We start from the raw sequence: 13,455 nt of genomic DNA on the forward strand, positions 1-13,455 counted from the left end.
ACGGAGGCGCTCGGATGGTGCCGGCCGATCAGGCGCTGCGCGTCTGGCGCGCGTCGATGGGGTGCTCCCCGCAGCGAAATAAAGGAGGAGGCCGAAGGCCGGGGGACATTCGCGGAGGGGAGTACCCCGTCGGCGCGTGCCCGCCCCAGCCCGTAGTGGCTTCTTCCCAACAAGCACACGACAAGCCTTGTCTTCCCAACCAGCCACACCCACAATCCGCCCCACCATGAAATTCACCCAAGCCATCGAAGCCGGCCTCACCGCCACCTGACATCGCCTTCGATCGCGTTCGGAAGGCGCTGCGCCTTCCGGTACTGAAAACCCCGGCAGGCCCGTCCTCCGGGGTTTTGTCTTTTCCGCCTCTCACTTCTTCATCGCCATGCGTACCTACGACAAGCTGATCGCCACGATTCGCCTCCGCCGGAGCGTGGCTTCCGTGCGCCCGGGCTCCGGCCGCCGCATCAGCAGATTGCACGACACCGTTCGTCGCTAGCCCTCAGGCGAATCCTTTTCGCCTGGGGGCCGGCACATGCCCACCAGGCTCTCGAAGCCGTGCTTCGAGACAGAGAAAGAAAGATTCGCCATGACCCACACACCCAGAAACCTGCAACATCGGCATCATTGCCCACGTCGACGCCGGCAAGACCACCACCACCGAACGCATCCTGTTCTACGCCGGCGAGAGCCATCGCATCGGCGACGTGAGCCGCGGCACCGCGCGCATGGACTTCGATGCGCAGGAGCGCAAGCGCGGCATCACCATCAGCAGCGCCGCCACCACGTTGCAGTGGAACGCGACCCAGATCAACCTGATCGACACGCCCGGCCACATCGATTTCAACATCGAGGTGAACCGCTCGCTGCGCGTGCTCGACGGGGCCGTGGTCGTGTTCGACGGCGTGGCCGGCGTGGAGCCGCAGACCGAGACCAATTGGCGCCTCGCGGACCACTATCGCGTGCCGCGCATCGCCTTCGTCAACAAGCTCGACCGCCTGGGCGCCGACTTCGCGCGCGTGGTCGCGATGATGGAGGAACGCCTGGGCGTGAAGGCCGTGGCGGTGCAGTGGCCGATCGGCGCGGAAGGCGACTTTCGCGGCGTGGTCGACCTGCTGGGCCTGCGCGCGCTGGTCTGGGACCTCGACGATGCGAGCCAACCGTACCGCGTGACCGAGGTGCCCGCCGAGCTGATGGCCACCGTGTTGCAACAGCGCGCGCGGCTGGTGGAACTCGCCGTCGAGCAGGACGAGGCCGCGATGGGGGCCTACCTGAACGGCGAGGCGCTCCCGGCCGAGGTGCTGCGCGACTGCATCCGCAAGGGCGTGCTGGCCGGTGCCTTCGTGCCCGTGCTCGCGGGCTCGGCCTTCCGCAACCGCGGCGTGGAACCGCTGCTCGACGCCATCGTCGACTGGCTGCCGAAGCCCGGCGAGGTGGCGTTGCCCTGCGACCCGCAGGCGCCGTTCGCGGCGCTGGCGTTCAAGGTGGCCAGCGACGACCATGGCGCGATGGTGTTCGTGCGTGTCTACAGCGGCCGGCTGCGGCGCGGCGACAGCATGCTCGACGCCACCACCGGCCGCATCGAACGCGCGGCGCGGCTGTACGAGGTGCAGGCGGGCGACCGCATCGAACGCGACGAACTGGTGGCCGGCGACATCGCCGGCATCGTCGGGCTGAAGGACACGCTGACCGGCCACACGCTGTGCGACCGGAATCATCCGGTGCAGCTCGAACAGATCGGCGTGCCCGAGCCCGTGCTCCACGTCGCGATCGAGCCCAAGGCGCGTGCCGACCAGCAGGCGCTGTCGAAGGCGTTGCAGGTGCTGCTGCGGGAAGACCCGAGCCTGCGGCTGCGGCAGGACGCCGAGTCGGGCCAGACCATCGTGTCGGGCATGGGCGAGCTGCAGCTCGAGGTCTCGATCGAGAAGCTGCGCGAACGCTTCGGCGTCGAAGTGTCGGTGGGACGGCCCCAGGTCGCCTGCCGCGAAACGGTATCGAAGGAAAAGGAGGTGCACCATGTGCACAGGAAACAGAACGGCGGCCTCGGCCAGTTCGCGGAGTTGACGCTGCGCATCGCCCCGCGCGTGCGCGGCGAGGGCATCGCGTTCGAGAACCGGGTGGTGGGCGGCGCGATCCCGCGCGAGTTCATCCCCGCGATCGAGGCCGGCATCCGCCGTGCCGCGCAGTCGGGCGTGCTGGCCGGCTATCCCTGCGTGGACTTCGTGGCCACGCTGCTGGACGGCAGCCACCATGAGCGCGACTCGACGGCGATGGTTTTCGAACTCGCGGCCGCCGCGGCCTTCCGCGAGGCGGCGGCGCAGGCCGGACCGCAGTTGCTCGAGCCGGTGATGGCCGTGGAAGTGACCACGCCCGCCGAATACGTGGGCGACTGCATCGGTGACCTGCACCGGCGGCGCGGCATGGTGCGCGGTCAGGCGATGCGCGGCAACGCGATCGTGGTCGACGCCCATGTGCCGCTGGCGCGGATGTTCGGCTACATCGGCAACCTGCGCGCGCTGTCCTCGGGCCGCGCGCAGTACGCGATGCAGTTCGACCACTACGCCGTGGCGCCCGCGGGCGAGATGGCCGGGCTCGTGAAGAGCTGACGGCCCCGGAGGGCGACCCGCGAGGGTCGCCCTTTTTTTGTCTATCTCAGGCCGCGATGCCCTTGTTGGGTTTGAGCAGGAACTTCTCGCCCGTCGCCTGCTTGCCGTAGACGCCGATCGCATCGAGCTGCAGCGCCTCGGTCAGCGAGACCTCGCGCGTGTAGCGGCTCGCGAAGGTGGTCTTGAGCTCGGCCACCACGCGTGCGCGCAGGCGCTGCGTGCCTTCGGCGCCGAGCTTCTGCAGGAACGGGAACAGCAGCCAGCCGCCCATGCCCCAGGCCATGCCGAAGTTGCGCACGAACTCGGTCGGGCCGCGGTCGAGGCCGCCGTAGATGTAGACCTGCTTGTGCGTGGTCGAGCCGTAGCGGCTGTATTCCTTGGCGGTGCGGTTGAGCGCCGCTTCCATGCAGCCGAGGATCTGGCCCGCGAGCTTGCCGCCGCCGGTGGCGTCGAAGGCCAGGGTGGCGCCGGTCTCGACCAGGGCCTGCGTGAGATCCTCGAGGAAGGTGGGCGAGGCGGCGTTGCAGACGTACTTCGCGCCGAGGCCGCGCAGCAGTGCTTCCTGTTCGGGCTTGCGCACGATGTTGACGAGCGCGATGCCGTCCTTCTGGCAGATCTTGTGGAGCATCTGGCCGAGGTTGGAGGCGGCGGCCGTGTGGACCAGCGCGGTGTGGCCTTCGCGCTTCATGGTCTCGACCATGCCGAGCGAGGTCAGCGGATTGACGAAGCACGAAGCGCCATCGGCCAGCGCGGTGCCCTCGGGCAGCTCGAGGCATTGCGCGACGGCCACCGCGCGGTACTGCGAGTACATGGCGCCCCCGATCGCGGCCACGGTCTTGCCGAGCAGGGCCTGTGCCTCGGGCGACGAACCGGCCTTCACGACCGTGCCCGCGCCCTCGTTGCCCACGGGCATCGACTGGTCGAGCCGGCCCGCCATCGCGGGGCGCGCGCGTTCGGGCACGGTCGCGGTGACGACCGGGCGCTCGGCGCTGCCCGAGGCCTTGGCGGTCGCCATGTCGGCGGCACCGAACAGCAGGCCGAGGTCCGAGGGGTTCATCGGCGAAGCCTCGACGCGGATCACGACCTCGTGGGCCTGCGGTTCGGGGATGGGTTCGTCGTGCAGCGAGAGTTCGAGTTCGCCGTTCGAACGGACGAGCGAGCGCAGTTGGAGTGCCATGGCGGATGCCCCTTGTGAAGCGGATGAAGCGTGTGCGGAAGGTGGGTGCGACCGGCCGCCCGGGGCCGGCGCGGGCCAGTATAGGAGCGGGCCGCGAAGCCTGCTGGCGCCTTCAGGACAGCCCTGGAATCGTCGGCACGGCCGGTGCCTGAGCCAGCGCGTGGCGCATCTTCTCGGGGTCCACGCGCTCGATGTAGCGCGGGATGTTGCGCCACAGCGTGTGGTAGCCGTAGCCGCCGCGCAGCATCTCCTGGCGCGCGGCCTCCTTGTCCCAGCCCTGCAGCGCCATGCGGTAGACGGCGGAGACGACGCCGGTGCGGTCGGCGCCGTGCATGCAGTGGATCAGCACCGGCCCGTCGTGCTCGGCCGCGAGGATCGCGCGCAGCGCGCGCTGCACCTTCGCGTCGTCGATGTCCCAGGTGTTGATCGGCACGCGCACCAGCCGCATGCCATGGCCCGCGAACACCTTGCGGTCGTCGTTGAAGGAACGCAGACTGACCACGGTGCGGATGCCGAGCGACTGCAGCGCCGCCACGTCCTTCGCGCGCGGCTGGGCGCTGCGGTAGAGCGTGGGCGTGAGGCGGTGCAGGTTCTCCACGCCCAGCGCTTCGAGCGGATCGGCCCAGTGGCCGGGACGTTCCACGGGCGCGGCCTGCGCCTCGCGCTGCGCCCGCCGGGCCTCGCGCACGCGGCGCACGATGTTCGCGCGGCTCATCGCCGCGGCCAGTGCCGGCGCACCAGGATCAGCGCGGCGACCGCGAGGCCGCCCCAGTAGTCGACCGGCGCGCCCCACACCCAGTGCTTGTGCCAGAAGGCCTTGGTGGGGTTGAAGTTGTCCCAGCCGAAGGCGGGGTTGATGAGGAACCAGAGGAAGTCCTCGCAGACCCAGAACAGGATCAGGCCCGCGAGCGCGAGGCCCCAGTCGCGCAGCTTCCAGCGGCCCGAGAAGGCCAGCGGCGAGAAGAACACCAGCGCCATGAAGGTGAAGACCCAGGCGTGGTAGCCGGTCATCGCGCGGCCACCCCAGAAGATGTCGAGCCAGATGCTGTTCTCGATGCGCCAGGTCGGCAGCGAGGTGGCCCAGCCGGCGCCGCCCTCGATCTGGATCTCGGCGTTGGCGAAGAAGAAGGCCATGGTGACGACCCAGGCCAGGTACACGAGCGTGCGGCCCACGGTGGGCTTGTCTTCGTTTCTCCAGCTCATGCCGAGGGCCCCAGCACGCGATCGAGCACCGCGCGCGCGGCCCGTGGCTTGCCCAGCGCCTTGCTGCGCTGGGCCATGTGGGCGAGCTTGGCCGGATCGGCCATCAGCCGCGCGACCTTGTACTCGAGGCCGATGGCGTCGTAGGCGAGCCAGCCCGCGCCTTCCTCCATCAGGAAGCCGGCGTTGTGTTCCTCCTGGCCGGGGATCGGCGAGATCAGCAGCATGGGCTTGCCGAGCGCGAGGCATTCGGAGACCGTGAGGCCGCCGGGCTTGGTGACGACGAGGTCGGACGCGGCCATGAGCTTGTGCATCTCGTTGGTGAAACCCACGGCCACGACGCGGCCCGGGTGGCGCGCGGCGAGGGCCTGCAGCCGGCCGTGCATCTCGGCATTGCGGCCGGCCACGGCGATCACCTGGAAGCGGCCGCCGGGTTCGTCGCCGTCGCCGAGCGCGAGCACGCGCTCGACCATGCTCGAGAGGTCGCCTACGCCGGCGCCGCCCGAGACCATCAGCAGCACGGGTCGCGCGGGATCGAGGCCGAGCGCGGCGGCGCAGGCGTCGCGTTCCAGCGCATCGGGTTCGGAGAAGGCGGGCATGACGGGAATGCCGGTGACGTGGATGCGCTCGGGCGGGATGCCGCGCGCGCGCAGCCTGAACGCGACCTCCTCGGTGGCGGCGAGGTAGCCGGTCATGCCCGGCACCAGCCACATGTTGTGCAGGTCGTAGTCGGTGACCTGCAGCCACACCGGATACTCGATGCGCCCGCGATTGCGCTCGCGCATCAGCAGCTCGGCCGGCAGGAAGTGGGTGCAGATCACCGCATCGGGCTGCTCGCGCCGGATCTCGCGCACCAGCGCCACGGTGCTCAGCCGCTCGATGCCGCGGCGCATGCGCTGCGAGGGCGCGTGGTGCGGCGTGGTGTCGGTGCGCTGGTGCAGGTACGACCAGAGCTCGGGCGCGCGGTTCACGAGCTGGATGTACCAGTCGGTGTAGACCTTGCGAAAGCCCGCGGGCACGTGGGCCATGGCGTCGATGTGGACCGCCGGGCAGGGCGGGTCGAGGGATTGGGCGGTGGCGGCAAGGGCCTGGGCGGTGGCGGCAAGGGCCTGGGCGGCCCGCACGTGGCCGTTGCCCGCGCTCACGCTGAGGATCAGGAGTTTGGTCATGTGTTCGGCGGTCTGCGCGGATTATGGCTAGGGCTTGTGGCAGTGCGGGAATCGGATTCGAGGCGTTGGGGGAGGGCTCACTGACGGGCGTTCCACGGTTCGGGGCGGGCTCACGTCGATGGGGTACTCCCCTCCGCGAATGTCCCCCGGCCTTCGGCCTCCTCCTTTATTTCGCTGCGGGGAGTACCCCATCGACGTGAGCCTGGACGCAATGGTCGTTGAACCGCCCGCACCCCCGCTGCGCCTCCGTGCACAGGGTGTCGGGTGCTTCCCGCAGCGAAATAAAGGAGGAGCCCGAAGGGCGGGGGACATTCGCGGAGGGAAGTGCCCGATGCCCTGTGCACGCGCCCCCGGCCCAAAAACCTCAGAGCGGCGCCCGAGAAGTCACCAACCTTCCAACGCCAGAAGCGGCAAGTCCACGTATCCCTTCGAAACTGCTTTCACGAACGATCCGCCCGTTCTCATACACAGTCTCGAGCAGATCGACCTGCCCAGGCTCCAGAACTTGCTCGGCACGTTGCGTACGCACTTCGCCATCGACGGAAGAAGCCAGCACCAGCCGCCCCTTCTTCGAGGTCTTGCTCGTGTCGCCCACGGGCGCCTTGTAGACGTCGCGCCATTCGCCATCGACCTGCATCGCCGAGCACTTCATCGCCCATTGCATGGTGTCGCGGTTCACCTGCTGCAGCAGCCCGCCACCCATGCCGAAGGCGATGTTCTCGGCCGAGAAGCCGTTGTGGAAGAAGTTCGAGAGACACAGCCGCAACGAATCGAGTGTCACCCCGTCGCCCTGGATGATGCGCACGTTGTTCAGCACCCGGAAACCCTTGGCATTGGTGGTCGTGCCGAAGCGCTCGGCCAGGATCTGCGCCACCTTCAGCGTCGTCTCGGCCGGGTCGCCCGAGTCGGGGCGCACCACCAGCGTCGCGCCCGAGCGGATCACTTCCTCGCGCAGCGCATCGCCCCACAGGCGGGCGCAGGCGTTGAAGATGTCGTAGCTGTCGCTCACCACCGCGAAGATCGCGCCCGGCTTGCCGAACTGCGCCACCATGTTGCGGTAGGCATCGGCCTCGTGCTCGCGGCCCCAGCCCGTGATGGTGCTGTGCTCGGCCGCGGGAATCGAGAAGCCCGCCACGTCGCAGTCGTAGTAGCGGCGCGCGGCCAGCAACGCGCTCAGCGTGTCGGTGCCCATGAAGTTGACCAGGTGCGCCATCCCTCCGAGCGCCGCCGATTCGAGGCTCGAGACCCCGCGCGCGCCGAAGTCGTGCAGCTTGAACGCGATCTGGCCCTGCGGATCGTCGCAGGTGGCCTCGAGGTAGCGCAGCAGGGTGGTCTTGGCCGCGGCCGATACCGTCGCCACTGTGGTCGGGTACCAGATCGCGCGCAGCAGCTCGGTCTCGAGGAAGCTCGTGACCCAGAAGAACTCGGGGTCGGTGTTCTCGATCGTCGCGAGCACGTTGTGCACCGGCAGCACGCTGCCCTCGGGCACCGCGCGGATGCGCACCGGCATCAGCCCGCCGTGCTTCTCGATCAGCCGCAGCCAGCCTTCGCGGTTGAAGGGCTCGCCGTGCACCGCCATCAGCGCGGCGGCTTCGTCCACGTCGTCGCGCGTCACCGGCGTCTGCAGGTATTCGCGCAGATAGGCCTGCAGCCCGAAGAACAGCGAATGGCTGAAGAGCCCGCCGCGCGACTCGATGTAGCTGAACACCGTCTGCGTGCCGGGCGGATATTGCATCCAGTGCGACACCTTGTAGGAGTCGGTGCGCAGCAGCAGGTTGCTGCCGAGGGAGGGAGAGAGCGCGCGGTTCATGTGAAAGCTCCTTTCACGATGGCACCCGTCAACCGGGGCCGTACTTGCAGACAAGGCGCGGGCCAGTTCTCTCAGGACTTGCCCAGGCCACCCAGGAAATGATTGGCGATGAAGAAGTGGTCTTCGTAGACCCGCTCCTGCATGCCGAGGAATTCGGCGATCGGCACCCAGCGCACCGCGGCCGCGTCGTCGTCGGCGCGCACGTCCGACAGGCCGGTCCACTGGTTGTGCGCGAGCTCGAAGAAGAAGCCGTGCGTGATCGTGCGGCCGCGCTGCGAGCGCTCGGGCGCGTCGAACACATGGCTGCCCTTCATGCTGCCGTGGAGCACGGGCACCGGCACCTTGAGGCGGGTTTCCTCCCTGAGTTCGCGCACCGCCGCATCGAGCAGCCGCTCCTGCTGGCCCACGAAGCCGCCGGGCAGCGCCCAGGTGCCGCGCCCCGGATGGAACTTGCGCTGCACCATCAGGATGTGGCCGGCCTCGACCACCACCGCGTCGACCGTGGTGTAGATCGGCGGGAAGTCGCTGCCCGCGTAGCGGTACTTGTCGCGGTAGTCGGCGAGGAAGGCGCGCTCCTCGCAGAGCTCGGCATAGTCGGCCGTCGATGCGAAGCGTTCGAGAAAGGCCGCGCTGCCCTCGGGCAGATCGGCGCGCGCGAGCTGGCCGCGGTTCTCGGGATCGAAGTAGAGCTTTCGCACGTCGGTGGCGTTGAGGCTCTCGACGTTGTGCTGGCCCACGAACTCCCAGTGCGGGAACAGCTTGAGGTAGTAGCTCGAGGCGTCCTTGAGATGCCCCACCAGCGCCACCCTGGCCTGCGCGGGCGCGAGGCCGTCCTGCACGATCAGCCGCTCGACCGCCGACTGGATCGACGCGATCCACAGCTGGTCGTTGTAGGGCGAGTCGCCGACACCGACCACGCTCACGCGCATCTGGTCGCCGCCGCGCAGGCAGGCGCGCACCATGCGCTCGCGTTCGTCGAAGGTGAAGGGGTTCTTGACGCTGCGCGGCGTGCGGTCGGAGCCGACCACCACGATCACGCGATCGGCCGCGCGGGCGGCTTCCTCGATGAGTCTCTGGTGACCGAAGTGGACGGGCTGGAAGCGCCCGATGACGATGGCGTAGTGGTATTTGCGTGTGGTGCTCATTTGGGAATCCCCCAAAAAGGGCGCGATCAACTCGCGCTTGCCGCCACGATAGCACCAGCCTCGCAGGCGGCGCAAGCCGGACAAAAGGCTTACGACTTGCGCGCTGGCGATAATCGGCCATGCCCGCGCCTCCTCCTTCCAACGGTCCGTCCTCCTTTCGCCGCGCACCCGCGCCGCAGTCCGCGCAGGCCTCGGCCGACGGCCCCATGCGGCTCAACAAGCGCATGGCCGAACTCAAGATCTGCTCGCGCCGCGAGGCCGACGAATGGATCGCCAACGGCTGGGTCAAGGTCAACGGCAAGCCGGCCGAGATGGGCGTCAAGGTCACGCCCGCCGACCGCATCGAGATCGACAAGGCGGCCAAGGGCCAGCAGGCCAACCAGGTCACCATCCTCATCAACAAGCCCATCGGCTACGTCAGCAGCCAGGCCGAGGACGGCCACGAGCCCGCGGTCACGCTGTTCACGCCCGCCAACCGCTGGGCCGAGGACAACGCGCGCTTCTTCTTCAACCCGCAGCAGCTGCGCGGCCTCGCGCCCTGCGGCCGGCTCGACATCGATTCCATCGGCCTGCTGGTGATGACGCAGGACGGCCGCGTCGCGCGCCAGCTGATCGGCGAGGACTCGACGATGGAGAAGGAGTACCTGGTGCGCGTGGCCTACCACGGCCTGGGCCAGCCCGCGCCCACCGGCCAGCTGGTGCGCATGGACGACGACGACCCGGTCACGACCAATGTGCAGGCCGTGTTCCCGCCCGCGATGCTCGCCAAGCTGCGCCATGGCCTGAGCCTCGACGGCCAGGCGCTCAAGCCCGCGCGCGTCGAATGGCAGAACCCCGAGCAGCTGCGCTTCGTGCTGACCGAAGGCAAGAAGCGCCAGATCCGCCGCATGTGCGAGCTGGTCGGCCTCAAGGTGGTGGGGCTCAAGCGCGTGCGCATCGGCAAGGTCATGCTCGGCAACCTGCCGCTGGGTCAATGGCGCTATCTGGCACCGCACGAGAAGTTCTGAGCCTGCGCGCGCTGAACCGCGCCACGCTGGCGCGGCAGATGTTGCTGGCGCGCCAGCGCCTGCCGGTGGCGCAGGCCATCGAGCGCCTCGCGGGGCTGCAGGCGCAGGCACCCAATCCGCCCTACGTCGGCCTCTGGAGCCGGCTCGAGGAGTTCCCGCGCGAAGCCCTGACCGAGGCGCTGCGCCGGCGCCGCGTGGTGCGCCTGTCGATGATGCGCGCGACCCTGCACCTGGTGAGCGCGCGCGATGCGCTGGCCTGGCGGCCGCTGCTCGATGCGGCGCATCAGCGCGGCCTGCTGGGCAATCACAAGCGCGCGCTCGAAGGCGTCGACCGTGCGCAGGCGCTGGCCATGGGCCGCGCACTGCTCGACGAGCGCGCACGCACCAGCACCGAGCTCGGCCAGGCCTTGCTCGAACGCTGGCCGCGCAGCGAGCCGGCCTCGCTCGCCGGCCTGATCCGCAACAACCTGCCGCTGGTGCACCTGCCGCCCGCGGGCAGCTGGAATTCGCACCAGAACGCGCTGCTGCAGCGCCTCGGCAGCTGGCTCGGCAAGAACGAGGAAGAAGAGGGCAGTGCCACGCAGAACGACCTGCTGCTGCGCTACCTCGCCGCCTTAGGTCCCGCGACCTTGGCCGATGCCGGCGCATGGTCGGGCCTCACGGGCTGGAAGGCCGTGGCCGAGCGGCTTGGTGCGCGGTTGCGCCGCTTCGAGGGCCCGCACGGCGAAACCCTGTTCGACCTGCCGCGCGCGCCGCGTCCCGACGAAGCGACGCCCGCGCCGCCGCGCCTGCTCGCCGAATGGGACAACCTGCTGCTCGCGCACGACGACCGCGCTCGCGTGCTCGACGAGGCGCATCGCCCGCGCGTGTTCACCGTCAACGGCATCGTGCGCGGCACGGTGCTGATCGACGGCTTCGTCGCGGGCACCTGGAAGATCGAGCGTGCGAAGGGCGCCGCCACCGCCGTGCTCGAACCCTTCGCGCGCTGGCCCAGGGCAGGGCGCGAGGGCGCCGAGCAGGAGGCGCTGCGCCTGCTGGCCTTCGCGGCCGAGGCGCCCGGCGAACGCCATGCGGTGCGCGTCGCGCGGCCCGTTGCCTGAGCGGCGCCTGACCCCTTCGGCGCGCCCGGCGCCTAAGCACCGTCTAAGTATTCGCCCTTAGTCTGCGCCGCGGCGCAGGCACTACCGATCATCCCGTTCGCGTGCTACCTTGCGGCCCGGACCCGATGCCCCCTGGCGCACGGCCGTGCCGCGGGGCGGTGCGGCGCTTTCTGCGTGAAATGAGGAGTCGCTGCGATGCGCGTTCTGCTGGTGGAAGACGATGAAATGATCGGGCGCAGCCTGAAACAGGCGCTCGAGGGCGCGGGCTGGTCGGCCGACTGGGTGCGCGACGGCGAGCTCGCGCAGAGCGCGCTCGGCGACGGCGGCTACACCTGCGTGCTGCTCGACCTGGGCCTGCCGCGCCAGGACGGCACCGAGGTGCTGCGCCGCGCGCGCGAACGCGGCGATGCCACGCCGGTGCTGGTGCTCACGGCGCGCGATGGCCTCGACGACCGCATCCACAGCCTCGACCTCGGCGCTGACGACTACCTGCTCAAGCCCTTCGAATTCCGCGAGCTGCTCGCGCGCATGCGCGCCATCGTGCGCCGCCGCGACGGCGCCGCGCATTCGCTCGTGGGCAGCGGCGCGCTGCAGCTCGACCTCACGACGCGCGAGGTGGTGGTCAACGGCAACCGCGAGGCGCTGACCGCGCGCGAGTTCGCGCTGCTGCATGCGCTGCTCGAACGCCCGGGCGCGATCCTCTCGCGCGAGCAGCTCGAGAACCGCATCTACGGCTGGGGCGAGGAGGTCACGAGCAACGCGATCGACGTGCTGATCCACGGCATGCGCCGCAAGCTCGGCGCCGAGTCGATCCGCAACGTGCGCGGGCTCGGCTGGCGCGTGGCCGCGTGAGCGCCGGCACGGGCGGCTGGCGCCGGCCGCGCTCGCTGCGCACCCAGCTGCTGCTGTGGCTCATCACGCTGCACCTCGCGGCGGCGGTGCTCACGGCCTGGTTCTCGTTCCTGGCCTACGGCAACCTGGTGCACAACGCGCTCGACGACCAGATGCGGCTGGTGGCCGAGTCGTACGCGGGCGGCGACCAGTCGCGCACGCCGCGCCTGCTGAACAGCGAGGCCGTGCTCGAGCGCGGCGCCTTCGTGGTGCAGATCTGGAGCCCCGACGGCAGCCGGCTGCTCAGCAGCTCCTGGCCCGACCTGCCGATGCCGCTGCAGCCGCGCCCGGGCTTCGGCGACCTGCGCACCGGGCCGCAGGCCTGGGCCCACTGGCGCGCCTTCACCGCCGAGCCCGGCACGCATGCCGACCAGCGGCGCGTGCAGGTGCTGCAGAACGAGGACTACCGGCGCCGGCGTGCCCTGCGCCGCGCGCTGCTCGAGGGCCTGCCGATCACGCTGCTGCTGCCGGTGGCGCTGCTCGCGCTGTGGCTGATCGTCTCGGCCGCCTCGCGCTCGCTGCGCGCGGTGGCGCGCGACGTGGCCTCGCAGGACGAGCGCAGTCCCACCGACCTGCCGCTGGCGCGCGTGCCCGACGAGATCGCGCCGCTGGTCGCCTCCTTCAACCACCTGCTGGGCCGCGTGCGCAGCGCCTTCGCCACGCAGCGCCGCTTCGTGCAGGACGCCGCGCACGAGCTGCGCACGCCGATGGCCGCGATCGGCCTGCAGATCGAGAACCTGCGCGCCCACATCCCGGCCGGCGAGGCCACCGAGCGCTTCGTGCAGCTCGAGGCCGGCGTGACGCGCGCGCAGCACCTGATCGAGCAGCTGCTGAGCCTCTCGCGCCAGGACGCGCCGCGCCGCGCGACGGCGCGCGAGGCGGTCGACATCGAGGTGCTGCTGCGCGAGAGCGTGAGCCAGCTCATGGTGCTGGCCGATGCGCGCCGGGTCGACGTGGGCTTCGAGGGCAGCATCGCGCCGGTGGTGTTCGCGCCCGCGGCCGAGCTGCGCAGCGTGTTCGACAACCTGATCGACAACGCGCTGCGCTATGCGCCCGAAGGCGGCGTGGTCGACGTGAAGCTGCACGCGGTCGACGGCCATGGCGTGGTGGACGTGCTCGACAACGGGCCGGGCATTCCGGACGATGCGATGGCGCGCGTGTTCGACCGCTTCTTCCGCGTGCCGGGCGCGGCCGCCGGCGGCAGCGGCCTGGGGCTCGCGATCGCGCGCACCGCGGCCGAGCGCAACGGGCTGCGCATCGAGCTCAGCAACCGCGAGCACGGGCGCGGCCTGCGCGCGCGCGTGCACCTGCCGGCCGAGCCCGAGGCGGACAAGCCGTAGCGGGCCCTCACGCGCC

Annotated in this window: 11 protein-coding genes; 5 read left to right on the top strand and 6 right to left on the bottom strand. The window is 70.2% G+C overall.

The window, feature by feature from the left end; translation table 11 throughout:
* The first annotated feature begins 611 nt into the window (after positions 1 to 611).
* The gene (fusA, locus tag INQ48_02200) at positions 612 to 2,600 is read left to right on the top strand and encodes an elongation factor G (protein QRF60574.1); all 1,989 of its coding nucleotides are present in this window, start codon (positions 612 to 614) and stop codon (positions 2,598 to 2,600) included.
* Positions 2,601 to 2,646: 46 nt separating this feature from the next.
* On the opposite strand, the gene INQ48_02205 is transcribed toward fusA, so the two are convergent.
* The 6 genes from INQ48_02205 to INQ48_02230 form a co-directional block, all read right to left on the bottom strand.
* The gene (locus INQ48_02205) at positions 2,647 to 3,777 is read right to left on the bottom strand and encodes a zinc-binding dehydrogenase (protein ID QRF58105.1); all 1,131 of its coding nucleotides are present in this window, start codon (positions 3,775 to 3,777) and stop codon (positions 2,647 to 2,649) included.
* Positions 3,778 to 3,889: 112 nt separating this feature from the next.
* Positions 3,890 to 4,492: a dual specificity protein phosphatase family protein gene (locus INQ48_02210; GenBank protein QRF58106.1), complete on the bottom strand. Its 603-nt coding sequence runs from the start codon at positions 4,490 to 4,492 to the stop codon at positions 3,890 to 3,892.
* Positions 4,489 to 4,980, bottom strand: coding sequence for a hypothetical protein (locus INQ48_02215; protein QRF58107.1), 492 nt, complete (start codon positions 4,978 to 4,980; stop codon positions 4,489 to 4,491). The genes INQ48_02210 and INQ48_02215 overlap by 4 nt, the downstream gene beginning before the upstream one ends.
* Positions 4,977 to 6,146, bottom strand: coding sequence for a galactosyldiacylglycerol synthase (locus INQ48_02220; protein QRF58108.1), 1,170 nt, complete (start codon positions 6,144 to 6,146; stop codon positions 4,977 to 4,979). The genes INQ48_02215 and INQ48_02220 overlap by 4 nt, the downstream gene beginning before the upstream one ends.
* A gap of 364 nt (positions 6,147 to 6,510) precedes the next feature.
* A complete protein-coding gene (locus tag INQ48_02225; GenBank protein ID QRF58109.1) occupies positions 6,511 to 7,956 on the bottom strand; it encodes a nicotinate phosphoribosyltransferase in 1,446 nt (481 codons plus the stop codon).
* Between the two features lie 71 nt (positions 7,957 to 8,027).
* On the bottom strand, positions 8,028 to 9,101 hold the full coding sequence (locus tag INQ48_02230) for a bifunctional nicotinamide-nucleotide adenylyltransferase/Nudix hydroxylase (protein ID QRF58110.1): 1,074 nt from the start codon (positions 9,099 to 9,101) through the stop codon (positions 8,028 to 8,030).
* Between the two features lie 206 nt (positions 9,102 to 9,307).
* Between INQ48_02230 and INQ48_02235 the strand changes: the two genes are divergently transcribed.
* The 4 genes from INQ48_02235 to INQ48_02250 all read left to right on the top strand — a co-directional run bounded on the left by INQ48_02235 (position 9,308) and on the right by INQ48_02250 (position 13,439).
* Positions 9,308 to 10,108: an rRNA pseudouridine synthase gene (locus INQ48_02235; protein ID QRF60575.1), complete on the top strand. Its 801-nt coding sequence runs from the start codon at positions 9,308 to 9,310 to the stop codon at positions 10,106 to 10,108.
* A gap of 38 nt (positions 10,109 to 10,146) precedes the next feature.
* Positions 10,147 to 11,208, top strand: a complete 1,062-nt coding sequence (locus INQ48_02240; protein QRF60576.1) for an AlkZ family DNA glycosylase — start codon at positions 10,147 to 10,149, stop codon at positions 11,206 to 11,208.
* Positions 11,209 to 11,403: 195 nt separating this feature from the next.
* A complete protein-coding gene (locus tag INQ48_02245; GenBank protein QRF58111.1) occupies positions 11,404 to 12,060 on the top strand; it encodes a response regulator transcription factor in 657 nt (218 codons plus the stop codon).
* Positions 12,057 to 13,439, top strand: coding sequence for a two-component sensor histidine kinase (locus tag INQ48_02250; GenBank protein QRF58112.1), 1,383 nt, complete (start codon positions 12,057 to 12,059; stop codon positions 13,437 to 13,439). Before INQ48_02245 ends, INQ48_02250 begins: the two co-directional genes overlap by 4 nt.
* The last annotated feature ends 16 nt before the right edge of the window (positions 13,440 to 13,455 follow it).

Source organism: Variovorax paradoxus (genome assembly GCA_016806145.1).
GTDB lineage: Bacteria > Pseudomonadota > Gammaproteobacteria > Burkholderiales > Burkholderiaceae_C > Variovorax.